At 62.1% G+C, this 24,373-nt stretch carries 24 protein-coding genes; 13 read left to right on the top strand and 11 right to left on the bottom strand.

All coding sequences use genetic code 11. The features are described from left to right. Positions 1-53: 53 nt before the first annotated feature. Entirely contained in the window at positions 54-950 is an 897-nt protein-coding gene (locus RSO67_RS07190; RefSeq protein WP_315842920.1) for a LysR substrate-binding domain-containing protein, read from the bottom strand. A gap of 145 nt (positions 951-1,095) precedes the next feature. On the opposite strand from RSO67_RS07190, the gene RSO67_RS07185 reads away from it, so the two are divergent. The 4 genes from RSO67_RS07185 (at position 1,096) to catC (ending at position 4,948) form a co-directional block, all read left to right on the top strand. After that, positions 1,096-2,094 (top strand): tripartite tricarboxylate transporter substrate binding protein, encoded by a 999-nt coding sequence (locus RSO67_RS07185; protein ID WP_315842919.1) that lies wholly within the window; start codon positions 1,096-1,098, stop codon positions 2,092-2,094. Positions 2,095-2,185: 91 nt separating this feature from the next. Beyond that, positions 2,186-3,391, top strand: a complete 1,206-nt coding sequence (locus RSO67_RS07180; protein WP_315842918.1) for an ABC transporter substrate-binding protein — start codon at positions 2,186-2,188, stop codon at positions 3,389-3,391. Between the two features lie 87 nt (positions 3,392-3,478). After that, positions 3,479-4,654 carry a muconate/chloromuconate family cycloisomerase gene (locus RSO67_RS07175; protein ID WP_315842917.1) on the top strand — a complete coding sequence of 392 codons (1,176 nt, stop codon included), beginning with the start codon at positions 3,479-3,481 and terminating at the stop codon, positions 4,652-4,654. A 3-nt stretch (positions 4,655-4,657) separates the two neighbouring features. Continuing rightward, positions 4,658-4,948, top strand: coding sequence for a muconolactone Delta-isomerase (gene catC, locus RSO67_RS07170; RefSeq protein ID WP_115029691.1), 291 nt, complete (start codon positions 4,658-4,660; stop codon positions 4,946-4,948). Between the two features lie 40 nt (positions 4,949-4,988). On the opposite strand, the gene RSO67_RS07165 is transcribed toward catC, so the two are convergent. The 4 genes from RSO67_RS07165 to RSO67_RS07150 all read right to left on the bottom strand — a co-directional run bounded on the left by RSO67_RS07165 (position 4,989) and on the right by RSO67_RS07150 (position 8,631). Continuing rightward, positions 4,989-6,188: a serine hydrolase gene (locus RSO67_RS07165; protein WP_315842916.1), complete on the bottom strand. Its 1,200-nt coding sequence runs from the start codon at positions 6,186-6,188 to the stop codon at positions 4,989-4,991. After that, on the bottom strand, positions 6,185-7,093 hold the full coding sequence (locus RSO67_RS07160) for a PhzF family phenazine biosynthesis protein (RefSeq protein ID WP_315842915.1): 909 nt from the start codon (positions 7,091-7,093) through the stop codon (positions 6,185-6,187). The genes RSO67_RS07165 and RSO67_RS07160 overlap by 4 nt, the downstream gene beginning before the upstream one ends. 115 nt (positions 7,094-7,208) lie before the next feature. Further along, positions 7,209-8,084: a helix-turn-helix domain-containing protein gene (locus tag RSO67_RS07155; protein WP_315842914.1), complete on the bottom strand. Its 876-nt coding sequence runs from the start codon at positions 8,082-8,084 to the stop codon at positions 7,209-7,211. A 67-nt stretch (positions 8,085-8,151) separates the two neighbouring features. Beyond that, positions 8,152-8,631: a PaaI family thioesterase gene (locus RSO67_RS07150; protein WP_371419948.1), complete on the bottom strand. Its 480-nt coding sequence runs from the start codon at positions 8,629-8,631 to the stop codon at positions 8,152-8,154. 222 nt (positions 8,632-8,853) lie between these two features. Between RSO67_RS07150 and purL the strand changes: the two genes are divergently transcribed. Further along, positions 8,854-11,061 carry a phosphoribosylformylglycinamidine synthase subunit PurL gene (gene purL, locus RSO67_RS07145; protein ID WP_315842913.1) on the top strand — a complete coding sequence of 736 codons (2,208 nt, stop codon included), beginning with the start codon at positions 8,854-8,856 and terminating at the stop codon, positions 11,059-11,061. A gap of 203 nt (positions 11,062-11,264) precedes the next feature. Here the strand turns inward: purL and RSO67_RS07140 are convergent, their stop codons facing one another. Further along, positions 11,265-12,158 carry a LysR family transcriptional regulator gene (locus tag RSO67_RS07140; protein ID WP_315842912.1) on the bottom strand — a complete coding sequence of 298 codons (894 nt, stop codon included), beginning with the start codon at positions 12,156-12,158 and terminating at the stop codon, positions 11,265-11,267. 158 nt (positions 12,159-12,316) lie between these two features. On the opposite strand from RSO67_RS07140, the gene RSO67_RS07135 reads away from it, so the two are divergent. Beyond that, positions 12,317-13,309: an aldo/keto reductase gene (locus RSO67_RS07135; protein WP_315842911.1), complete on the top strand. Its 993-nt coding sequence runs from the start codon at positions 12,317-12,319 to the stop codon at positions 13,307-13,309. 68 nt (positions 13,310-13,377) lie between these two features. Then, positions 13,378-14,511, top strand: a complete 1,134-nt coding sequence (locus RSO67_RS07130) for an aldo/keto reductase (protein ID WP_315842910.1) — start codon at positions 13,378-13,380, stop codon at positions 14,509-14,511. Positions 14,512-14,620: 109 nt separating this feature from the next. On the opposite strand, the gene RSO67_RS07125 is transcribed toward RSO67_RS07130, so the two are convergent. From RSO67_RS07125 to RSO67_RS07115, 3 genes are all read right to left on the bottom strand, one after another. After that, positions 14,621-15,580 carry a glyoxylate/hydroxypyruvate reductase A gene (locus RSO67_RS07125; RefSeq protein ID WP_315842909.1) on the bottom strand — a complete coding sequence of 320 codons (960 nt, stop codon included), beginning with the start codon at positions 15,578-15,580 and terminating at the stop codon, positions 14,621-14,623. Positions 15,581-15,639: 59 nt separating this feature from the next. Beyond that, positions 15,640-16,812 (bottom strand): acyltransferase, encoded by a 1,173-nt coding sequence (locus RSO67_RS07120; protein ID WP_315842908.1) that lies wholly within the window; start codon positions 16,810-16,812, stop codon positions 15,640-15,642. Between the two features lie 109 nt (positions 16,813-16,921). Beyond that, positions 16,922-17,284: a DUF427 domain-containing protein gene (locus tag RSO67_RS07115; RefSeq protein ID WP_315842907.1), complete on the bottom strand. Its 363-nt coding sequence runs from the start codon at positions 17,282-17,284 to the stop codon at positions 16,922-16,924. 181 nt (positions 17,285-17,465) lie between these two features. Between RSO67_RS07115 and RSO67_RS07110 the strand changes: the two genes are divergently transcribed. Both RSO67_RS07110 and RSO67_RS07105 read left to right on the top strand, forming a co-directional pair. Continuing rightward, complete coding sequence (locus RSO67_RS07110) at positions 17,466-17,702, top strand: BolA family protein (RefSeq protein WP_068735968.1); 237 nt, start codon at positions 17,466-17,468, stop codon at positions 17,700-17,702. Between the two features lie 58 nt (positions 17,703-17,760). Beyond that, a complete protein-coding gene (locus tag RSO67_RS07105) occupies positions 17,761-18,093 on the top strand; it encodes an endonuclease domain-containing protein (protein ID WP_315844190.1) in 333 nt (110 codons plus the stop codon). 113 nt (positions 18,094-18,206) lie between these two features. Here the strand turns inward: RSO67_RS07105 and egtD are convergent, their stop codons facing one another. Together egtD and egtB are read right to left on the bottom strand one after the other, a co-directional pair. After that, the gene (gene egtD, locus RSO67_RS07100) at positions 18,207-19,172 is read right to left on the bottom strand and encodes an L-histidine N(alpha)-methyltransferase (protein ID WP_315842906.1); all 966 of its coding nucleotides are present in this window, start codon (positions 19,170-19,172) and stop codon (positions 18,207-18,209) included. 45 nt (positions 19,173-19,217) lie between these two features. Beyond that, a complete protein-coding gene (gene egtB / locus RSO67_RS07095; protein WP_315844189.1) occupies positions 19,218-20,453 on the bottom strand; it encodes an ergothioneine biosynthesis protein EgtB in 1,236 nt (411 codons plus the stop codon). A gap of 360 nt (positions 20,454-20,813) precedes the next feature. Here egtB and grxD point away from each other — a divergent pair, with 360 nt between their 5' ends. Genes grxD through RSO67_RS07075 form a run of 4 tightly spaced genes read left to right on the top strand, consistent with a single transcriptional unit; the run spans position 20,814 to position 24,297 of the window. Next, on the top strand, positions 20,814-21,149 hold the full coding sequence (gene grxD / locus RSO67_RS07090) for a Grx4 family monothiol glutaredoxin (RefSeq protein ID WP_068736311.1): 336 nt from the start codon (positions 20,814-20,816) through the stop codon (positions 21,147-21,149). After that, positions 21,149-21,691 carry an O-acetyl-ADP-ribose deacetylase gene (locus RSO67_RS07085; RefSeq protein WP_315844188.1) on the top strand — a complete coding sequence of 181 codons (543 nt, stop codon included), beginning with the start codon at positions 21,149-21,151 and terminating at the stop codon, positions 21,689-21,691. Before grxD ends, RSO67_RS07085 begins: the two co-directional genes overlap by 1 nt. A 46-nt stretch (positions 21,692-21,737) precedes the next feature. Continuing rightward, entirely contained in the window at positions 21,738-23,036 is a 1,299-nt protein-coding gene (locus RSO67_RS07080) for a serine hydrolase domain-containing protein (RefSeq protein WP_315842905.1), read from the top strand. Further along, a complete protein-coding gene (locus RSO67_RS07075; RefSeq protein ID WP_315842904.1) occupies positions 23,017-24,297 on the top strand; it encodes a serine hydrolase domain-containing protein in 1,281 nt (426 codons plus the stop codon). Before RSO67_RS07080 ends, RSO67_RS07075 begins: the two co-directional genes overlap by 20 nt. Positions 24,298-24,373 lie beyond the last annotated feature (76 nt).

Raw genomic sequence — 24,373 nt, 5'->3', positions numbered from 1 at the left:
CGGCAGGCCATTGCCAGCGCCCCTCTGGTAATGCCGATGCCCACGATTGTTCGCTACAGCGCGCGCGTGGTCTGTGCGCTTTTGGTCGTCTTGCGGGCGATCGCCATGAAAGCGCGCGCGGCCGCGGTCTGGTAGCGATGGGCATCCCACAGCAAGGCTCCAGAACGGCGTATCCACGGAGGCCCGATCGGAATGATCGCGAGGTCCTTTCGGGCGTTCAGGCTTCGGTCGGCGAGTACAGTTGGCAGCCCTCCCGATTTCGCGAGTTCGATCAAGGCCTCGACCGAGTTCATCTCGACGCGCACGTCGAGCTGAATATCGGGCGGCAGTGACTGGTCGAGAATGCGGCGGGTCGCAAAGGCGGGGGTCAAAAGTGCCAACGGGCGGCGGGCGAGCGCCTGCAGCGTGATCGATTGTTGCCGTGACTGATTTTGCGACTTCGCAAGCACCAGGACGAGCCGCTCCTCGAACAACAGGTCGACCCCCAACTCCGCGTGCTGGGGCGGGGCGAAAGCAATCGCGAGATCGAGATCCCCGGACAGGATGCGTTGTTCGACGCCGTTTGCTGAGCCGACCTCCACGCTGAGCCGAACGTCAGGATATTTCTCGCCGAAGCTGCCGATGATCTTCGGCAGGAAGGTCGTGCTGTAGGTGTAGATGACGCCGACACGCAGCGTGCCGGCCATGCCGCCCTCCAACTCGGCTATCGCGGTGCGCGCCGCTTCGGTCTGAACCATCAGACGTTGTGCGTGTTCGCGCAGTGCATGTCCTGTCTCGGTCAGCTGCATGCCCTGGGGCGTCCGGTTGAACAGAACGGTGCCGAGATCCTGTTCGAGGGCGCGTATCTGCTGCGACAGCGTTGGCTGGGCGACGCCGAGGGCTTCCGCGGCTTTCGCCATGCGCTTGTGGGTCGCGATTGCCAGAAAATAGCCGAGACGTCTGGGATCCATATTCGATTACAATCTTCTATCGCATCTATAGTTTTGACTGTGTTGGCCTATAACGCGTCCCGTGCCAGTGTTTGTCAATATCGGACCTGGCCGACACGCTTTTGTGCGGCCGTCGAAACATAAGAACCGACTGGGAGGCTCTTTCATGCTGTCACGACGCACCTTACTTGCCCGGGCGACCCACGCTGCGGTGGCGGCTTGCTGTATCGCCTTGGGCGCAAACCGTGCGACGGCGCAGGAATATCCGACCAAGCCGGTCCAGTTGATCGTTCCCTTCGCTGCTGGCGGTGCCGCCGACATCATCGGCCGCACGATTGCGGAAAAGCTCAGCCAGACCTGGGGGCAGCAGGTCGTCGTCGAGAACAGGGGCGGGGCCGGATCGAATATCGGCATCAACGCGGCCGCCAAGAGTGCCCCCGATGGCTATACGCTGGTGCTCGCGTCGATCGCCGTGGCCGTCAATCCATGGCTTTTCAAGTCGATGCCCTACGATCCCGTGAAGGATCTGACACCGCTGACGCTGGCGCTCGAGACGCCGAACGTGGTGCTTGTGCCGCCCTCGTCGCCGATCAAGAACGTCAGGGATCTGATCGCCTTTGCGAAAGAAAAAGCGGCATCGGGTGGCGCCACCTATGGCTCTGCCGGCGTTGGTTCTTCTCTGCATCTGGCGGCGGAAGTGTTCCGGCAAAAGGCCAATGTCGAGATGACCCACGTTCCCTATCGCGGATCATCGCCGGCGCTGACGGATCTGATGGCCGGCCGGATCGACCTGATGTTCGACAACGCCTCGACGGCGCTTCCGCAGGTGCAGGGCGGCAGCCTCCGCGCCATTGCCGTCACCACCAAGGAGCGCATCGCCGCACTGCCTGACGTGCCAACGATCAGCGAATCCGGTCTGCCGGGCTTCGAGCTCGCCAACTGGTGGGCCATTTTTGGTCCGGGCCAGATGCCGCCGGCGCTGGTGGAGCGCATCAGCGGCGATATCCGGAAGGTTCTGGCAGATCCGGATGTGCAGAAGCGTTTCGCCGATGTCAGCGGGCGCGTCATCGCGTCGTCGCCCCAGGAACTTGCCGCGCATCTGGCGCAGGAAAGCGCCAAATGGAAGCAGATCGTCGAGACGGCAGGCATCCGCGGCAGCCAGTGACGACGGACGTCTGACACACACCGCGATCGATCACTAACGAATATCAAGCGATAGACGAGCGCTCTTGCTGAGGGCGCTCATGGAGAATGATGTGAAGAAGTTACTCTCAGGTCTGACGGCATCCGTCATGCTCGTCACCACTTCGGCTGCCATGGCACAGAGCACCGGGCCGCTGAAGCTCGGCGCCGTCCTCGATATGTCCGGCCTGTTTGCCGACATTACCGGGCCGGGCAGCGAGACCGCAGCCAAGATGGCCGTTGAGGATTTCGGCGGCGAGGTTCTTGGGCGCAAGGTCCAGATCGTGGTTGCCGACCATCTCAACAAATCCGATCTCGCCGCTAATTTCACCCGTGAGATGATCGACAACCAGAACGTTGAGGCCATCGTCGATGTGGCTGGCTCTGCCACGGCGCTGGCTGCAGCGGAAATGGCCAGGACGCGCGGCAAGATCATCATGTTCAATGGTCCCGGCGCGGTCAGGCTGACCAACGAGGCGTGCGGTCCCTACATCGTCCACTATACCTACGACACTTACGCGCTGGCCAGCGTCACCGGCCTCGCCACGGTGAAGCGCGGCCTCAATAGCTGGTTCTTCCTCACGGCCGACTACGCATTCGGCCAGGAACTGGAGCGCGACACCTCAAGCGTCGTGACCAAGGCGGGCGGAAAGGTTGTCGGCAATGTGAAGCACCCGATCAACACCTCGGATTTTTCGTCGTTCCTGCTCCAGGCGCAGAGCACCAAGGCAAGCGTGATCGGCCTCGCCAATGCGGGTGGCGACACCATCAATGCGATCAAACAGGCCGCCGAGTTCGGCCTGACCCAGTCCGGACAGAAGCTGTCGCCTTTGCTGGCTTTTATTTCCGACATCGACAGCGTCGGTCTTGAAACTGCGCAGGGCCTGTTGCTGGCCGAAGCGTTCTATTGGGATCTCAACGACGAAACGCGCGCATTCGCGAAGCGCTTCATGGAGCGTACCAAGCGCGCGCCGACGTCGGCGCAGGCGGGCGTCTATTCGTCCGTCACGACCTACCTGAATGCAGTGAAGAAGGCAGGCACCACCGATTCAGCGGCCGTGATGAAGGCCATGAAGGACACGCCGATCAACGACATGTTCGCGAAGAACGGCCGGATCCGCGAGGACGGCCGCATGGTGCACGACATGTACCTGTTCGAAGTGAAGAAGCCGTCGGAATCGAAGGCGCGCTGGGACGATTACAAGCTGCTGGCGACCGTCTCCGGCGATGACGCGTTCCAGCCGCTATCGGCCTCACGCTGCCCGCTCGTCAAGAAGTAACGCTGCGGCAGACGGCAATGCGACGGATCGCCGGATAGATATCGGCGATCCGTTCAAGGCCCTATAGACAACAGGAAAACGCTTTTCATGAGCACCAGCGTGGCAGTCCGCGTCGACGAGGTCGAGACCATCCTGGTCGATGTGCCGACGATCCGACCCCATAAGTTGTCGATGCATACGATGAACAGCCAGACCCTGGTTCTGGTCATCATCCGTTGCTCCGATGGAACGGTCGGCATCGGCGAGGGCACGACCATCGGTGGCCTCAGCTACGGCGAGGAGAGCCCCGAGGGCATCAAGCTGACCGTCGACACCTACATCGCTCCGGCCATCATCGGCATGGATGCATCACGCGTTGCCGCGCTCATGGCCGATGTGAAGCGACGGGTCAAAGGCAACCGCTTTGCCAAATGCGCGGTGGAAACAGCGCTGCTGGACGCGCTCGGCAAGCGCCTGGGCCTGCCGGTGTCGGAGCTGCTTGGCGGGCGCCAGCACGACACCTTGCCGGTCGCCTGGACCTTGGCCAGTGGCGATACCAGGCGCGATATCGAGGAAGCCGAGCGGATGCTCGACGCGCGCCGCCACAATATTTTCAAGCTGAAGATCGGCCTGCGGTCCGTGGACGATGACGTGGCGCATGTGGCGGCCATCAAGCGCGCCCTCGGAGATCGTGCCAGCGTGCGGGTCGACGTCAACCAGGCCTGGAGTGAGCCCGAGGCACGGCGCGGCATTCCCGCCTTGGAGGCGGCCGGCGTGGACCTCATCGAGCAGCCGCTGTCGCGCGACAATCGCGGTGCACAGGCCCGCCTCAGCGGTCGCTTTGCCGTGCCCATCATGGCCGACGAGGCGCTGCACGGCACGACGGATGCCTTCGACATCGCGGCGCGCGGCGCCGCCGATGTGTTCGCTCTGAAGATCAATCAGGCTGGCGGTCTGTACGATGCGGTGAAGATGGCTGCGATCGGCGATGCCGCGGGTCTCGGCCTCTATGGCGGCACGATGCTGGAAGGCGGTGTCGGCACCGCGGCGTCGGCCCAGGTTTTCTCCGTGCTGCCGAAACTGGCATGGGGTACCGAATTGTTCGGCCCGCTGCTTCTGACCGAGGAGATTCTCGCGACGCCGTTGCAGTATGGTGACTTCGTGTTGCAGGTGCCGACGGCGCCCGGCATCGGCGTCGAACTGGACATGGACCGCGTCGCATTCTTCCGCCGCGATGGTTACGCGCCGCGCATTCAACCGGCCGGCGCAACAACAGGAGTTTGATCGATGCTGTTTCAGGTCGAAATGGACGTACAGATCCCGCCCGGCATTGCGCCGGATGTGGTCGAGCAACTGAAAAAAACCGAGCGTGAACGCGCGCAGGAGCTGCAGAAGACAGGCGAGTGGCGCCATCTCTGGCGGGTCGCCGGACGTTACGCCAATGTCAGCATCTTCGATGTGGCGAGCAATGAAGCGCTGCACGACATTCTGTCGACATTGCCGCTCTTCCCCTTCATGCGCGTCAGCGTGACACCTTTGTGCCGGCATCCTTCGTCCGTGCGCTCGGACGACAGCTAGGCGCGGGGCAGGCCTCCGTCGGCGGCAACGGGCAGGGGCTTCATGAGCATAATCTCGCCAGCGCATCGAACAGTGCGAGGTTGAGGCGCTTCAGATTGTTGTCCACCGGCTCCGGCTGCGACGAGAATTTTGCCACGACCATTTCGGCGCGCGGGTTCACATAGAGATATTGCCCGTGAATGCCGAGCGCGAAGAACGCGCCGCTCGCATCGCCCGTTTGATACCATTTGTTGCGATAGCGGCCTTCTGGCAGCCATTCGACGAATTTGCCCGCGCGCCAAGCTTCGTCGGAGCCGTTCGTGATCGTATCCGATACCCAATCCTGCGAGACGATCCGGCGGCCGTTGGCCATGCCGCCCAGTCGCATCATTTCGCCGATGCGTGCGAAGTCGCGCGGGGTCATGCAGAAGCCGCCGCCGGTTCGCGGGGTGCCGGCTGCATCGACCGTAATATAAGCATCCTGCCGCGCCCCGAGCGGCTGCCACAAACGCGCGGCGGCAAAGTCGGCGAAACGCTGGCCCGAGGCGCGTTCGATCACCAGACCCAGCACATCCGAATTCGGCGAGCAGTAGTGAAAGGGACCCCCATGATCGCCGGCACCCTTTTGCAAGGAAGCCAGGAAGGTGATGAGAGAGTCCGGGGTATCTCCGGGCTTGGAGGGTTCAAGCAGCCCGGCGCGACGATATCTGGCGAAGTCGCCGCGCGGATCCTGATAGGTTTCCTCGAAATCCAGGCTCACCCGCATGTCAAGAACATCGCGGATCCGTGCATCCGCAAAAGCGGAGGATTTCAGCTCCGGCACGTAATGCGAGACGGTCTCGTCGAAATCGATCAGGCCGTCGCTGTATAGAATTCCCGCGACGATCGATGTCACCGACTTGCTCGCGGAGAACAGAATGTGCCGCGATTGCGCCGTGAAATTCGGCGCATGGTAATCTGCAACGACGCGGCCGGATTTCATCACGACGAGCGCGTCGGTCGACGTTCTGCGTAGAACATCCAAGACACCACCTGTTTCCCCACCGACAGCGAATGTCTGCTTGAGCAAGTCTCCGGGATCGACAGGTGGATCCTCGATCAGTCCCGGCGTCGCTGCGATGCGTGCTGTCGGAATGAGTTCGGACACGTGGCGGAATGCCCAGACATTCCAGGGCGCCCGACGCCAGTTGTCGAGACGAACGTCGCTTCGCGCAAAGCCATAGTCGGCTTCGAAAGCCGAGAGCTGTCCTTTGCTCGTCATGACGCAATCCTCTCGCAGTCGGTTGGCTGAACGGCACCGCCGAGCCAGCAGCCGTTGAGATCGCCGTCGTCGAAGCTGAACCGCACCTTGATCGCGGAGGGGCGATTCATGGCGCGTCCCTGGCGAATGGTGATCTGGCGCTCCGACGCATCCACCATCCCGTTCGCGAGGAGGCCGAAGGACAGGGCAGAAGCCGCAATGCCCGTCGCGGCATCTTCCGGATATCCCGACGAACTCGGAAACTGGCGGGCGTCGACGATCTGATTGTCCCGGTCGGACACGGCGTAGGGATAGAGACCGGTGGAGTCGATGCCATTGCACAGGCGCTCCATCCTTGAGAAGTCAGGCTTCAGGCCATCGAGGATGGACACGCTCTTCAACGGAATGAGGGTTTTGGTCCGGCTCGTTCGCGCATTCTGGATCGGGAACGGCGCGAGGCAGTCGGAGCCGATCCCGAGGACGTCGAGAATGTCATCGACGCTTCGGGGCGTATCGGGGAGCGGCTCGACGATCCCTGCAGGCTGCGAGACCTCGACCGAGATATCCCGTTCGTCTGATTGGCTGATCCGGGCATGGACGCGGCCGCTCTTCGTCAGGATCGTGATCCGATCGCGCTGCAGCCGGCCGAGCCGTTGAAGCAGCCATGTCGCGCCGACGGTGGCGTGGCCGCACATGGACATCTCATGATTGGGCACCCAGAAGCGAAACTCGAAATCGCAGTCGGAGCCTGGCGGAGGCGGCAACACAAACCCGCTCTCGTGCCCGTAGGCGCGTGCGACCTGCTGCATCTCCGCATCACTCATGCCGGCAGCATCGACGACGATCGGTGCGGGATTGCCGCCCTGCGGGCCTGCCGCAAAGACACTGACAAATCGAACCTGCGGTTCGGCGGACGTCGTGGCCATGTGATGCACCTTCCAACCGCTTCGCGTGTTTGCAATACGCGTCAGCCAACGCTGCACGGAATTCACCGGCATCAAGCTACGGAGGATGTTGCTGCGGCGCGCGTTCCGGCGGGCCCTAGATTTTGATCGGCCGGGCCATGCGCTTGCGGACTTCGCTTGGCGATTGGCCGTCCGCCCGGCGCATCGCATGGGCCAGCGCTGCACCGCTGTCGAAGCCGACACGGAGCGCGATCTCGCCGATCGGGAGATCGGTTGTCTTCAACAGCTCGCTTGCATTGTCGAGGCGGATCCGTTGCTGAAATTCGCCGATCGACGCGCCGGTCCCCGCGCGAAACAGCCGGGTGATATGACGTCGCGAAACGCCGAACCGTTCTTCCAGGGCATCGAGCGGAACATCCCGGTCGGCATGAAGGGTGAGATAGTCCCTCAGCTCCGTGACCAGCGTCATGCCGTGTTCGCGATGCGAGGCACTGGATACGGCATCGCCGGTCAGAGCCTCGGCGATGCACTGAACGAGTAGCGTAGACGACAGTCCATGCCGGACATGCGCATTACCATAGGCATGCCTGCCATCCCCGACCAGCAGCGCCTGCAGGGCGCGCAGTCTGTCTGATCGGCGAAACAGCCGGGTCGTTGATGTCCTGCGGCGGAATTCGCTCAGCGAGCCGTTCTCTCTTTCGAGGCGCTTCAGGACCGAGCCAGTTGCGTAGATCGCGACGTGGCTGTGCGCACCGATACCCGCGCGCGTCTCATGCGCCTGGTTCGGCGGAACGATCGCGAACCGGTCCTGCGACAGCCAAGTGCCTTCACGTCCGGCTTCGTGCTTCAGCTCGATCGTCCCGCGGCTCGGCAGGATGAACATCAGGCAGTCATGCCAGTGCCACGGCATGGCGTAATCGCCGCGGCCGGCGACAGCCGCGTGCTCGTCGTCCGCCGCGATCAGGAGATCCGCGTTTGCCGGATGACGCAGCCGTTCGAATGAACTCAGCATGTTCGGGCCCACATGTGTCGTCGACGAACCTAGCAGGGTGCGCCAATGCCCGCCAATCGACGCCCGGTTACTCTGCCGCGATGGCCGCCGGCTTCGGGCGCTTCTTCACGCGCTTGATGGTGCCCGAGAAGGTCAGCAGCGAACGCTCGCCGGCTTTCAGGATTCCGCGCAGGAAGATCAATGAGCCGCCGATCCGGGTCATTTCGCCGTGGCATTCGACCAGCTCGCCTTCGCGGGCGGCATCGAGGAATTCGCAGCCGAACGAGACGGTGATGCCGGGTCCTTGCAGCTCGCGGGAGGCCAGCGCAAACAGGCAGTAATCGGCAAAGGTCATGAAGCAGCCGCCATGGACGTTTTTCATGCCGTTGAGGTGCTTTTTCTCGACCCGGAAGGCGCAGCGGACGGAGCCGTCGGCCTCGACCTTGTGCCAGAACGGGCCGGAGACCGATTCGAAGGAATCCCGCTTCCAGGTGGTCCAGCCCGCAAATTCCCCCTCCGTCGCGGTATAGGCGTCGGCGTGGAACGGGATGGTGGCATCGGCGGGCACATTCACGGTCTGAACTCCTTGGATTGGCTGCGAAAAGTGTTAAATCCGATCCATCCGGCGGGCGCAATCCGGCGCCGGCGCAGGGCCTTATGCAGGCTCTTTTTCGAGCAATGCGGGCGTTGCCCGGGCAAAGCTTGGGACATGCGGGGAACGGGCCGGAATAGGCCTTTTCCGCATGCTCCGATCTCCCTATGAAGAAGCCTTACAGAGCCAAGAGACCCCATGACCGAGCCAAAGATCACTCCCGAACTCGTCGCTTCCCACGGCCTCAAGCCCGACGAGTATGAGCGCATTCTCAAGCTGATCGGGCGGGAGCCGACTTTCACCGAGCTCGGCATCTTCTCGGCCATGTGGAACGAGCATTGCTCGTACAAATCCTCGCGCATCCATCTGAAGGGGCTGCCGACCAAGGCGCCGTGGGTGCTGCAGGGGCCGGGCGAGAATGCCGGCGTGATCGATATCGGCGACAATCAGGCCATCGTCTTCAAGATGGAGAGCCACAACCATCCGAGCTATATCGAGCCCTATCAGGGCGCGACCACGGGTGTCGGCGGCATCCTGCGCGACGTCTTCACCATGGGCGCGCGCCCGATCGCCTGTTTGAACGCGCTGTCGTTCGGCGCGCCGGAGCATCCCAAGACCCGCCACCTCGTGTCGGGCGTCGTCGCCGGCGTCGGCGGCTACGGCAATTCGTTCGGCGTGCCCACCGTGGGTGGCCAGACGCGTTTCCACACCCGCTATGACGGCAACAATCTTGTGAACGCGATGGCCGTCGGCCTCGCCGATGCAGACAAGATCTTCCTCGCCGCGGCGTCTGGCGTGAACATGCCGATCGTCTACTTAGGGTCCAAGACCGGCCGCGACGGCATTCACGGCGCGTCGATGGCTTCGGCCGAATTCGACGAGGATTCCGAGGAGAAGCGCCCGACCGTGCAGGTCGGTGATCCCTTTGCCGAGAAGCTGCTGCTGGAAGCCTGCCTCGAAATCATGGCCGCCGATTGCGTGATCGCGATCCAGGACATGGGCGCGGCGGGTCTCACATGCTCGGCCGTCGAAATGGGCGCCAAGGGCGACCTCGGCGTCGAACTCAATCTCGATGCAGTGCCTACCCGCGAAGAAGGCATGACCGCCTACGAGATGATGCTCTCGGAGAGCCAGGAGCGCATGCTCATGGTGCTGAAGCCGGAGAAGGAAAAGCAGGCCGAGGATATTTTCCGGAAGTGGGGCCTCGACTTCGCGATTGTCGGTTACACCACGCCGACGCTGCGCTTCGTTGTGAAGCATGGCGGCAAGGTGATGGCCGATCTGCCGATCAAGGAACTTGGCGACGAGGCGCCGCTCTACGATCGTCCGCATGTGCCGTCGCCGGTACTGCCTGTCGTGCATGCGCGCGACATCGCCGCGCCGTCGTCGATCCCGGATGCGCTGGAGAAGCTGATCGGCACGCCGGAACTGTGCTCGAAGCGCTGGGTGTGGGAGCAGTATGACCACGTCATTCTCGGCAACACCGTGCAGCGCCCCGGCGGCGACGCCGCGGTGGTGCGCATCGAGGACGGCCCTAAGGGTCTTGCGATGTCCGTCGATGTCACACCGCGCTATTGCGAGGCCGATCCGGTCGAGGGCGGCAAGCAGGCCGTCGCCGAAGCCTGGCGCAACATCACCGCGGTCGGCGGCAAGCCGCTGGCAGTCACCGACAATCTCAACTTCGGCAATCCGGAGCGGCCCGAGATCATGGGCCAGCTCGTCGGTTGCCTGAAGGGCATCGCGGAAGCCTGCATCACGCTCGACTTCCCGATCGTGTCCGGCAATGTCTCGCTCTACAACGAGACTAACGGCCGCGGCATCCTGCCGACCCCGTCGATTGGCGGCGTCGGCGTGCTCGATGATTTCACCAAGTCGGCCACGCTCGCATTCAAGGCGCCGGGCGAAGCGATCCTGCTGATCGGCGAAACCAAGGGCTGGCTCGGCCAGTCGGTCTATCTGCGCGACATCTGCGGCAAGGAAGAGGGCGCTCCGCCGCCGGTCGACCTCACCGCTGAGAAGCGCAACGGCGACGTGGTCCGCGGCATGATCCATGCCGGCACCGCGACCGCCGTGCATGACATTGCCGATGGTGGCTTGCTGGTGGCACTCACCGAAATGGCGATGGCCTCGGGCATCGGCGCCAAGCTCGACGCAGCGCCGTCATCGACGGTGCCGCATGCGTGGTGGTTCGGCGAGGATCAGGCGCGCTATATCGTGACTGTCGCGGAAGATCAGTTGCTGACCGTGCTGTCGAAGCTGAAGAATGTCGGCGTGCCCTGCGTGCAGATCGGCAAGACCGGCGGCCATGCGGTGGCCATCGCCGGTGAACGCGCGGTCGATATCAAGGCACTCGTCCATGCGCATGAGAGCTGGTTGCCGAACTACATGAGCGGCAAGGCGTCGTAAGAAACCTATCTTTTCTCTCGTCCAATCTCTGACTGTCGTCACCCGGCTTGACCGGGTGACCCAGTAAACACTGGCAGTCGAGTGAAACACGGACGGCAGCGTGTAATGGATCGCTCGGTTCTAGTGCGCAAGTGCGCCCGGCCGGACGATGACAATTGAATTTGTGTGATGACATCAGCACTACGCAGCATGCCTGCCGCGTTTCATTTTCTCGCGCGCAGGGCTTCAAGCAGCAGTGTGAAGACCGGCGAGGGTTGCCGTCGACTTGCATAATACAGGTGATAGCCGTCGAATGGCTCGCACCAGTCATCTAGCACACGGATAAGGGTGCCGTTTGCCAGCGCATCCGACACTTGATCCTCGGTCAGGAACGCAATGCCGTGGCCGGCAACGGCTGCCTCGATCATCAGGTCGGCGCGATTGAGCACGAGCTGGCCGTCGACCTTGATGCGCACCTCGCGGCCGGCCTTTTCGAATTCCCAGATGTATAGTCCGCCGTTGCTGACGAAGCGGTAGTTGATGCATGTATGCTGCGCGAGGTCATGCGGCGTCGCCGGGATGCTACGTCGAGTGAAATAGGACGGCGCTCCGACCACCGCCATTCGCAGCGGAGGCCCGATCCGCACCGCAATCATGTCCTTGGCCAGCCGTTCGCCGAGTCGCACACCCGCGTCGTACTGTTCCGCGACGATATCAGTCAGACCGGATTCGATATTGAGCTCGATCTTGATGTCAGGATTGTCGCGCGTTAGCTGGTCAATGACCGGCCAAAGAATGGTCCGGGCCGCGTGTTCGGATGCGGTAAGCCTAATCGTGCCGGCGGGACGTTCGCGATACTGCGTGAGCGAGATCAGCTTGCTGTCGATGTCGGCGAGGGCGGGCCGGAGCGTTTCAATCAGCCGGTTGCCGGCGTCGGTCGGCGCCACGCTTCGCGTAGTGCGGTTGAGGAGGCGCAAACCCAGTTTTTCCTCCAGGCGCCGCATCGCGTGACTCAGTGCCGATTGCGAGATGCCCAGCTTGGCCGCAGCGCGCGTGAAGCTTCGTTCGTCCACTACCGCCAAAAACATGGCGAGGCTTCCGAGATCGTCTTTCTGCATCAAGATACCGTCTGAATTCAACTTATGACATGATGTCATAAGTCTAAGCGATTTACTCCGTCTAATCACGATGATGACAGCTGATTAGGTTTGGCCTGCGGGCCTGTGGTCGCTTCGGCGGCACGATTCCCGATCCTTGAAATTTTCAGAGAACAGCCATGAAGACGCGTAAACTTGGAGCGGACCTCGAAGTGTCAGCTCTCGGCCTCGGATGCATGAGCATGACATCGGCCTATGGGCCGGCCGGCGAGAAAAACGCGATGATCAAACTCATCCGCGACGCTCACGACTACGGCGTGACGTTTTTCGACACCGCTGAGGCCTATGGCCCCTTTGCCAACGAAGAGCTTGTCGGTGAGGCGCTGCAGCCCATCCGCGACAAGGTCGTCATCGCAACCAAGTTTGGCTTCGACATCAATCTCCAAACGGGAGAACGCTCCGGCGCGACGAACAGTCAGCCAAAGCACATCAAGATGGTTGCCGAGGCCGCGCTCAAGCGCTTGAAGACGGACCGCATCGATCTGTTCTACCAGCACCGCGTCGATCTCAACGTGCCGATCGAGGACGTGGCTGGTGCGGTCAAGGACCTGATCGCCGAAGGCAAAGTCAAGCATTTCGGCCTGTCGGAGGCCGGCGTTCAAACCATCCGTCGCGCCCACGCCGTTCAACCGGTGACGGCTCTCCAGAGCGAGTATTCGCTGTTCTGGCGCGAACCTGAATCGGAACTGCTGCCTGCGCTGGAAGAACTCGGCATCGGCTTCGTGCCGTTCAGTCCACTAGGCGCGGGCTTCCTGACCGGCAAGATCGACGAGCATACGACGTTCGGCGACAGCGACTTCCGTAACTTCGTTCCGCGTTTCTCGGTCGAGGCCCGCAAGGCCAACATGTCCCTTGTGAGCGTCATCAAGGATGTTGCGGATCGCAAGGGCGGGACGCCGGCGCAGGTCGCGCTTGGTTGGCTACTCGCACAGAAGCCCTGGATCGTGCCGATCCCCGGCACCACCAAGCTGTCTCGCCTCGAAGAAAATCTTGGTGCGGTTGGTCTGGAACTGACGGCCGGTGATCTCGCCGAGATCGGTGCGGGAGTTTCCAAAGTTAAGATTGAAGGCGAGCGTCTGCCCGAAGCTCTGCTGAAGATGACGGGCCACTAGGGTCGACACGTCTTTCACATCCATCAGTTCAGAGACAACGAGACATGGCTAAAGTGCGAGTATCTGGTATGGGCCGTCGGATCTTCCTCGCGGCAGCGGGCGGCCTCGTGGCGGCGCCCATGCTTGGCGGATCGGGTTTGCAGGCATCGGCCCAGGCAAGCGCTGCGGTCGTTTCGCGTGCGGCGGGAGAACGCGGACGGCGCATGCTGGGGTCACTGGAGGTGTCCAGCGTGGGGCTCGGTGTTCAGAACATGAGCCGCACCTATCAGACGACGATTCCGTCCCGACCGGAAATGCACGATATCATCCGGACCGCCTTTGATCGCGGCGTCAGCTTCTTTGACGCCGCGGAGGCCTATGGACCGCATGAAGTCGAGCGGATTCTCGGCGAAGGGGTCGCGCCGTTCAGAGACAAGGTCGTCATCACATCCAAATTCGGCTGGAACATCGATCTGGAGACCGGCCAGCGGCGCCCGGGGCTCAACAGTCGACCGGAGCATATCAAGCTCGCAGTCGAAGGCATGCTCAAGCGCCTTCGCACGGACCGCATTGATCTGCTGTACCAGCATCGTGTCGATCCGCAGGTGCCGATCGAGGATGTCGCCGGCGCGGTCAAAGATCTCATGACGGCCGGTAAGGTTCTGCATTGGGGCTTGTCCGAGATGGGCCTGAACACTTTGCGCCGTGCCCATGCCGCACTACCCCTGACCGCTGTTCAGAACGAATACTCCATGTTGTGGCGTGGCCCGGAAGATTCCGTCATCCCGTTGTGTCAGGAACTGGGCATCGGGTTTGTCCCTTGGAGCCCGCTTGGCGTGGGCTTCCTGACCGGCGCCATTGATGCAAACACGCGATTTGCCGACGGCGATATCCGCAAATTGGAGACCCGCTTCTCGCCCGAGAACCTGTCTCGCAACATCAATCTCGTTGAGCTCATCAAGGGCTGGGCCAAACGGAAGCAGGCCATGCCTGCGCAAATTGCATTGGCCTGGCTGATAGCTCAAAAGGACTGGATTGTGCCAATTCCGGGCACGACGCAGAAGGCGCATATGCTCGAGAATATTGGCGCGATGGAGGTTTCGTTTACGGCAACCGAAATTGCCGAATTGAACAAGTCCGTATCGGCCATCCAGATCCAGGGCGCTCGCCTGCCAGATGCCGTGCAGGCCTTTTCCGGCGTGGAGGCACCTCCGAAGACCTGATCCGTCGTTTTCGCGCAGGTCAGAGCTATTGTGCCGCGGGTCGAGCCGGCGGTCACATCTCCCAGATTTGCGACGCGGCATCAGCTTGCTGCGTCGTCCGGACGCCAACTCAATAGTTCAACGTCCTATCCACCAAATTCATCAGCGGCGTGCCGCTTTCCGCGCGTGCGATATTGTCGGCGATGTTTTCGGCCGCCGATGCAACACGCGTTGCTGCTGCGATGTGGGGCGAGATCGTCACCCCCGGATGCGACCAGAACGGATGGCCTGATGGTACGGGCTCGGCGCGGAAGACGTCCAGCGTGGCCTGGGCCACCTGTCCGCTGTCGAGCGCTGCGATCAGCGCGTCATCCTCGATCAGCGTGCCGCGTCCGGCATTCAGGATGAAACTTCCCTTGGGCAGAAGCGCGAGCCGTTCAGCATTCAGGAGATCGATGGTCTCTGGCGTTTGAGGCAGCAGCCCCACGAGGATTTCCGCCGAGGCCAGCGCCCTCGGCAGGTTCTCCATCCCTGCGAGGCAGCGGACGCCCGGCACCTCGCGCAGGCTTCGACTCCAGCCGGTCACGCGGAAGCCGAGATGAGCGAGTGCCGTCGCCGCAGCCGATCCCAATTCGCCGAGACCCAGCACCGTCACCGATCGATCTGTGGCGAGTGGCGGTACATGCTGCGACCACGTCAGAGGTTTTTCACAGACATAGCGGTCCATGCCGAGATGCGCGCGCAGACTGTGACCGACGACCCATTCGACCATGCCCTGCCGCAGCCCGCCATCGACCATACGGCACAGCGGCTGCGTCAGCGTCGCGTTGCCGACGATCTTCTCGACACCGGCCCAAAGGCTCAATACGGCGCGCGCATTGCTGAAAGGGGCGAAATCGGTGATGGGACCGCCGGTCGCGTGGATGATGTAGTCCACGTCCTGATGCGCAATGTCACCCAGGAGACTGGCTCGCGCGTCGATGCTCCGGCGCCGAAGCGCATCCAGAATGGGTTCGCGATAGTCCTCGAACAGCGCCGGCGTGACGTTGAAAAGAAGATTGATCGCCTTGTCGCCGTTGCGCGCGCGCATGCTGGTCTCCTGCAGATCACTGTCAATGTCGGTTGTCGGAAAAGGGCGGCGTGAACGGATTACAAAATCCGTTTCACGCCCGGGATCGCCCGCAGCGCCCTTGTCGCTGCCCAGCTCGCCGCCAGCGTGCCCGCGAAGGCGATCAATGCTTTCGATCCGGCGCCGAGCGGTGCGTTCAGCAGCGCATATTGCAGCCACAGCATCGGGATGTAGTGCAGCACGAAGATGCCATAGGCATCGCCGCGCAGCGGATCGAAGATGCTCTTCTCGCGCTGGCCAAAACGCAGGAACAGCGCCAGCACCGCGAGGCAGATCAGCGTACAGGCGACCGCATAGATCACGCCATAGCTCGACTGCCACCAGAACGGCGGCGCGCCGGTGAGATTGGCGAGCTTCATGCGGCGGAAATTGACGAGAAAAGCGAGCGAGCCAAAGGAGGCGGCGGCGGCGATGGTCCACCACAGCCATTGCCGCGCCAGTGCACCGGTGCGGGCCAGCAGGCCCTGGTCGATATTGGCGGCGCCGATGCCCATGCCGGCGAAGAAGAACACGCCATAGATCGCCATGCGGCTGAACTGCACCTGCAGCGGGCCCCAGCTGAACCAGCGGACAGCGCCGACCGTAAACAGAAATGGCACATAGGAGATCACGGCGATGACGGCGAGCACGGCGACGAACAACCACGGTCGTTCGAAGGCACGGATCGACAGTCGGTTGATGCCGTCCACCAGTCGCGGTGCGAGCAGGAAGACCGGGATCGCGACGAGATCGAGAAACAGCAAATACCAGATGAACCAGCCGGGGCCGGCGAACCATTGGCCCTGTTTGAAATTGTTGACGTAGAATTCGATAAAGCCGGTCTTGTGTGTCGACAGGCTGAACGACGCGTAATAGGCGATCGGCATCAGCACGAAGATCATCGCTAGGAAGGGCAGGCCGAGGCGGAGCGCGCGGTCGCGCAGGAAGTCGCCGATGCCCTTGCGCTTCAGGCTCGGCCACACGAACAGGCCCGACAGCATGAACATCAGACACATGAAGAAGGTGTCGTTGAACAGCGTCAGGATGTTGAAGCCGATCCAGCGTTGGCTGTCGACGATCGGCGCCGTCGACCACAGATAGTGGTTCGGGTAATAGCGGCCGAAGGCGGTGTAAGCTACAGCGGCGTGGTTCGCCAGCACGAGCAGCGTGACGAAGGTGCGGGCGCGATCGAGCGCAGCGTTACGGTCTGACATGTAAGCGGCGAGCCCCCTCGCTTCCGCGCGCAACAGGCGTCGCCGGGCGCATCAGCGATGCGCGCCGTCATGATAAATGTCGAAAGCCGCTTCGGCAATCAGCCGAGGATCACGCGGGCACTTCCTCGATTTTCACCTTGTCTGGATAAAATGCCAGATAGTCCTTGATCTCGGCCATGGCGGGAAACGGCGTCTCATAGGTCCAGATCGCGTTGTCGAGCACCTTGTCTGATGTCTTGATGCTGTAATAATTCGCGTCGCCCTTGTACGGGCAATGCGTCACACGGTCGGTGCGCGATACCGCGTCCATATTGGCGTCCGTGCGGGGGATATACACCACTGCGGGGTAGCTGGCCTCCTTGAGGGTCAGAGCATTGGTCGTGTCGGCGATCACGATGCCCCCGGCAGAAACGCGGATGTGTTTGCCGGTGGGTGCAATGGTGATCGGGTGGTCCGGGCCGGGAAGCTTCATGGTTAAACCCTTGTGACGGTCATATTTCACTTCTTCAGATGTGCGATCCCTCCGGCCTTTAAAAGGGGCATGCGAGGGATTATCGTTAGAAAGCCGTGACGTCATGCGGCAGTCGCGATAGGCTCGCAATCCGAGGCGGCACCGACTGGCCGCGATTCGAACCTTTCTGGAGACCCGATTAATGCCGATGGACGCCCGCGATATCGAGACCATGATCAAGGCCGCGATTCCCGACGCGCAGGTGACGATCCGTGATCTGGCCGGTGACGGCGACCATTACGCGGCAACCGTGATTTCGGAATCCTTCCGCGGCAAATCCCGCGTCGCCCAGCACCAGATCGTCTACCAGTCTCTGAAAGGCCAGATGGGCGGCGTCCTGCACGCGCTGGCGCTGCAGACGGGCGTGCCAGAGGCGTAATTTCCCTCGCCCCGCTTTTGCGGGGAGAGGGTGGCTTCGCGCAGCGAAGACGGGTCAGATCTCGCGAAAACTTCGCGCCAACCAGACCGATGCCGAGACCAAGCTCTGGCATCGCATACGCAACCGGCAAGTCGGCGGTTTTAAATTCGTCCGGCAGGAAGCGATCGGCCCCTATATCTGCGACTTCGTTTGTCGGGAACAACGCTTCGTGATCGAGGTCGACGGCGGGCAACACCTCGAATCCAAACGAGATGAAATTCGCGACGCGTATCTGCGGGCGGAAGGCTATGGCGCGGTGCGTTTCTGGAATAACGACGTCTTGTCCAATATCGACGGCGTGCTGATGCTGCTCGACCAGGCGTTACGTGCAGATGGCCGAACATTAGATTAGAGCCGCCCCGACCCGAGAGCATGTCTTCGCTGGAATTGCGTGCCCGGCCCCTCACCCGGATCGCAAGGGCGATCCGACCTCTCCCCGTAAAGGACGGGGAGAGGTTCAGGCAGCTACTCCACCGCCATCAGCGCATGCACCGAGAAGTGCTCGTCCGCGTCGGTCCATGACGCCTTCGGCTCCCAGCCCGAACCGCGAGCCAGCGTCGCAAAACGCTCGATGCTGTATTTGTAGCTGCTCTCGGTGTGGATACTCTCGCCGGCACGGAACGCGAAGCTGCGACCGAGCACATGCACGGTCTGCGGCTTCCTGGCGATCAGGTGCATCTCGATGCGGTGGCGTTCCTTGTTGTAGATCGCACGGTGCGTGAAGGCCGAGAGATCGAAATCGCCGCCGAGTTCGCGGTTGATGCGCACCAGCACGTTCATGTTGAACTTGCCGGTGACCCCGGCCGCGTCGTTATAGGCGGCGTGCAGCAGCTTCTCGTCCTTCTCCAGATCGATACCGATCAGCATCAAGGCGTCCTTGCCGAGAATGGCGCGGGCGGAACGCAGGAAGGCGCAGGCCTCATGCGGCTCGAAATTACCGAGGGTCGAGCCCGGGAAGAAGCCGACCTTCGGCATCATCCGGATATCGGCGGGAAGATCGAACGGTGCGGTGAAGTCGGCATTCACCGGCAGCACCTTCAGGCCCGGGAAATCCTTGCGCAGCTCGGCTGCCTGCGCTTGCAGGAAGTCACCTGAGATATCGACCGGCGCATAGGCGCCGACGTCGCATTCATCCAGCAGCAGCCGCACCTTGGTGGTGGCGCCGGCGCCGAATTCGATCAAAGCGGCATTCTTCGGAATGATCGCGTTGATGTCCTTGCCGCGCGAGCGGAGAATGCCGAGCTCGGTACGGGTCGGGTAATATTCCGGTAGCCTGGTGATCTGTTCGAACAGCTCCGAGCCGGCTTCGTCATAGAAGTATTTCGGCGACAGCTTTTTCGGATGCTGCGACAGCGCTTCGGCGACATCCGCGGCAAATGCGGAGGCCGATGCATTCAGCAGCGACAGTGCCAACGGGGCATGAACGTTCATGTCAGTCTCCTCAACGCTTTCGAAGCGCCGCGATGATGTTGGAAGTCAGTTGCCGTAATCGGCCAGCCGCAGGCCCGTGAATTGCCAGCGATGGTGGGGATAGAAGAAATTGCGATAGGTGACGCGGCTGTGATCGTCCGGGGTTGCCAGCGATGAGCCGCGCAGCACCAGTTGATTGATCATGAATTTGCCGTTGTATTCGCCGAGTGCGCCTTCGATGGCGCGGTAGCCCGGATAGGCGGCGTAGGATGACCGCGTCCATTGCCAGACGATGCCAAAGGCATCGTTGAGCTGGCCGGCGCGGGCCGCGACTTCCCATTCCATTTCGGTGGGCAGATGCTTGCCGCTCCAGCGCGCAAAGGCGTCACATTCATAATAGCTGACGTGGCACACCGGCGCGTCGGGATCGATCGGCTTCAAGCCGGCGAGAGTCATGATCTGCCATCCGCCATTGACCTTGCGCCAGTGACCAGGTGCCTGCCATTCCTCGCGGGCCGCGGCGGCAAAGCCATCCATCAGCCACAGCGTGGCTTCCTCGTAGCCGCCGGCTTCCATGAAGGCGAGCCATTCACGGTTGGTGACGAGATTCCGTGCGAGCTTCACGGGGCCGACAAGCGCACGATGCGCGGGCTTCTCGTTGTCGAAGTGGAAGCTGTCGCTCTGATGGCCGATGGTGTGGATGCCTTCGGTCAGCGTTGTCCACGCATCGCCCGATGTGGTTGAGGCCGGGAAGCGCCAATCAGAGTCATAGGCCGGCGGGATCGGGTTCTGGGCAAACGCATGCAGGATGTCGGTGAGCATCAGCTCCTGATGCTGCTGTTCGTGATTGAAGCCGACTTCGAGGAGAGGGATCAACGAGGTCAGCTTCTCGTCCGACGTGTCGTTGAAGAATTTGATGACGGCCGCATCGACGTGTTTGCGATAGGCCGTGACCTCGTCGGCGCCGGGCCGGGTGAGGTGGCCGCGCTGCGCGCGCGCGTGGCGCGGGCCGGCAGAGACGTAATAGGAATTGAACAGATAGGCGTAATCGGGGTGGTAGACCTTGTAGCCGGGAGCGTGATCGCCGAGCAGGAATTGCTCCCAGAACCAGGTCACATGGGCGCGGTGCCACTTCGCCGGGCTCGCGTCGGGCATGGACTGCACCAACTGATCTTCCTGGGAGAGCGGGGCGGCGCGGCGTTCGGTTTCGTTACGGACCGTCAGGAAGGCGTCACCCAGTTTTTGGGCGAGAGAGCCTGCGGGAGCGGATTCGGAGGCGGGGGACGCGGTGCCTGAACTCATGCCTGAACTCTTGGCGAAAGCTGGATTCGTCACGAAAGTCTCCGATTTTGGAGAGAACGTTGCTCTTGGTGATGGGTTCCCGAGCAGCCTGTCCTAAATAGGTCATCCGATTGGTTATAAAAGGCCTGTCGTCATATGATCTTTGGCCGGACCGGACTTGGCAAAAACTGCGGAAAGTGACCGCGAAGGACCGGTAATGAGGCCTCAAGGCCTGTGATTTCAGACGCTTGATCACGTGCTTAAGACTTGGGGTGCAGAACGGATTCGGCTACATATATGACAAGTCTGACCGGGCGGAGCGCCCGATGGCTGGGCCGCCAACTCCAGACCTTGAATCTGGACCTTGAACAGGGACGTGACATGAGCATTGAGCAATTCATCGAGAACGAAGTGAAGACCAACGACGTGGTGCTGTTCATGAAGGGCACGCCGCAGTTTCCGCAGTGCGGTTTCTCGGGCCAGGTGGTCCAGATCCTCGATCACGTGGGTGTCGGCTACAAGGGCCTCAACGTTCTCGAATCCGCCGATCTGCGCGACGGCATCAAGACCTATTCGAACTGGCCGACCATTCCGCAGCTCTATGTGAAGGGCGAATTCGTCGGCGGCTGCGACATCATCCGCGAGATGTTCCAGGCTGGTGAATTGCAGAGCCTGCTGGCCGAGAAGGGCGTGATCGCCGCCCCGGCGTCGGCCTGATTTCAAGTCGACAAATAGGCACGGCGACGCTGGACGTCGTCGTGGCCGACATCACGACCCTCCGCGTTGACGCCATCGTCAACGCGGCCAATGCGTCGCTTCTCGGAGGCGGCGGCGTGGACGGCGCCATCCATCGGGCTGCCGGTCCCGAGCTGCTCGCCGAATGCCGCACCCTCAAGGGTTGCGAGACCGGCGACGCCAAAATCACCAAAGGTTACAAGCTACCGGCAGCGTATGTGATCCATGCGGTCGGTCCCGTCTGGCATGGCGGCCGGAGAGGCGAGGATGAGGCGCTGGCGTCCTGCTACCGGCGGGCGCTGATGTTGTGTCAGGCACATGGTCTGGCCTCCATTGCGTTCCCGTCCATCTCCACCGGTGTCTATGGCTTTCCGGCCGCGCGTGCGGCTCCCATTGCGGTCGGCTCGGTCATTGCGGCGTTGAAGGATGCGCCGGTAGTCACGGCCGTCACCTTCTGCTGCTTTTCCGAGCCATCGGCGGACCTACATCGCCTCGCGCTCGCACGCGCACTTCCCCTTGTCTGAGAGCGCCCCGCCGTTACACTCCTCTGATCAGGCAAAAGGAGCGGCGATGAATTTGCGGCACAGACTACGCGCGCTGCTCTGCGGAGCGCTGTTGCTCGCCGGATCGCCCGTCCTCGCCCAGGATCGCTTTGCCGCCGAAGGCACCTTCGACATTCCTGCCGGCGCAAAATTCTCGCAGGAGAAGTTGGCCAAGATCGGCGAGTTCTTCCGCAAGCAGATCGCCGACGGCAAGATCCCTGGCGCCATTGTCCTGATCCAGCAGCATGGCAAGCCGGTCTACAAGGAATTCTTCGGCGTCCGCGATCCCGACACCAAGCAGCCGATGACGGATGACACGATCTTCCGGCTGCATTCCATGTCGAAGCCGATCACGTCCTTTGCGGCGATGATGCTGATCGATCAGGGCAAGCTGAAGCTCGACGATCCCGTCTCGCAATACATTCCGTCTTTCGCCAAGGCCAAGGTCGGCGTCGAGAAGAAGCTGGAGAATGGCGAGAAGGCGCTGGATATCGTGGCGCCCAACCGCCCGGTGACGATCCGCGATCTGCTGCTGCACACGTCCGGCATCACCTACGGCTTCTATGGCGAGAGCCTGGTCCGCCGCGCCTATGGCAATGCCGATATCTACAGCGGCGATTTCGACAACAAGGAATTCGCCGACCGCATCGCGCAACTGCCGCTCGAGCACCAGCCGGGCACCATGTGGGACTACGGCCACTCCACCGACATTCTCGGCCGTGTGGTCGAAGTCGTCACCGGCAAGTCGCTGCTCGGTTACGAGGAGCAGGCGTTCCTCGGACCGCTCGGTATGAAGGACACCGGCTTCTTTGTGAAGGAGAAGTCGAAGGAAGTGATGCTCGCCAAGCCGATGGCCTGGGATCGCGATTTCCGCACCGGCAGGCAGGGTCGCCCAGACACCTATCAGAAATGGGAATCCGGCAGCGGCGGCATGGTCTCGACGCTGGCTGACTACACGAAGTTCGCACAGATGCTGCTGAACGGCGGCGAATATGACGGCAAGCGCTTCATGAGCGCGGCGACGTTCAAGGACATGACCACCGATCACATCGGCAAGGATTCCGGTGTCGGCCGTGACTATCTTTATTTCCCCGGTGACGGTTTCGGCTTCGGCTATGGCTTCGCCGTGCGCACAGATGCCGGCAATGCCAAGCCGCCGCCGCCGGGATCGCTCGGCGAGCTGAAATGGGACGGCGCCAGCGGTTGCTATTTCATCATCGATCCCAAACAGGATTTCTTCTTCATCCTGCTCGAGCAGACGCCGTCGGAGCGACAGCGCATTCAAAGGTCTTTGAAGCTGTTGGTCTATGAAGCGCTGGAGAAATAGGCGCGCCGTACTCCTGCTGCTGGCGCTCTGCTGCGTCGGCACCGTTATCGTGCCTTCGCCGCCAGCCCGGGCCGAAAAACCGCAATCCATTGCGCGCGAATTCTCTGCCGAAAAACTGCTGGCGCTCGATCGCTATTTTCTCGGCATGGTCGCGGAGCGGAAGATTCCCGGCGCGGTGGTGTTGGTGCAACAGCACGGCAAGCCGGTCTATTTCGATACGTTCGGCAATCTCGACAGCGGGCATCCGATGACGGGGGATGCGATCTTCCGGCTGTATTCGATGTCGAAACCGATCACCTCGGTGGCCGCGATGATGCTGGTCGAGGACGGCGAGCTGCGCCTCGACGATCCCGTCGCGAAATACATCCCGGCCTTCGCGAAGACGAAGGTGGGCGTCGACACCAACGGGGGCGACGAACACGCCACATTCGGCCTCGTGCCGCTGCAACGGCCGATCACCATCGCCGATCTGCTCAAGCACACATCGGGCATCACTTACGGTTTCTATGGCGACGATCCCGCGCGGAAACGTTATGCGCAGCTCGATATCTTCGGCCGCGACTGGGACAATGCCTCCTGGGCCGACCGCATCGCGCAGCTTCCGCTCGCCGAGCAGCCCGGCACGCTGTGGGACTACGGCCATTCCACCGACATTCTCGGCCGCGTCATCGAAGTGGTGTCCGGCCAGTCGCTCTATCATTTCCTGGAGGAACGGCTGTTCGGTCCATTGGGGATGCGGGACACCTCGTTCTACATCACCGATGGCGAACGGCGCTCGCGTGTGGCGGAGCCGTTCCCGGGAGATCGCATGGTCGGGCCGGTGATCGGCATGCACGATCCCGCGGAGGTCATGCAATGGGAGGCGGGGGGCTCCGGTCTGGTCGGCACGATCTCGGATTATGCGCGCTTCCTGCAGATGCTGCTCAATGGCGGCACGCTTGACGGCAAGCGCTATCTCAAACCGGAAACAGTGGCAGAGATGACGCGCGATCACGTCGGCCCGCAGAGCGGCGTGAAACGTGATTATTATTATTTCCCGGGCGCCGGCAGCGGCTTCGGCCTCGGGTTTGCGGTGCGCACCAAGGAGCTTGCCAGCGAGCCCGGCCCGATCGGCGAATATCGCTGGGACGGTGTTGGCGGCACGTTCTTCTGGGTCGATCCGAAGAACGACATGTTCGTGCTGGTGATGACGCAGGCACCCTCGCAGCGGGTGCGGATGGAGATCGACGTGCGGAAGATCATCGCCGAGGCGCTGGAGTAACGAGCACTGTAGCTCCCTCGCCCCGCTTGCGGGGAGAGGGTGGCGCGGACGTAGTCCGCGACGGGTGAGGGGGAGC

The sequence above is a fragment of the Tardiphaga sp. 709 genome (genome assembly GCF_032401055.1).
Lineage (GTDB): Bacteria > Pseudomonadota > Alphaproteobacteria > Rhizobiales > Xanthobacteraceae > Tardiphaga.
This window is presented reverse-complemented; position numbering and strand designations above follow the sequence as displayed.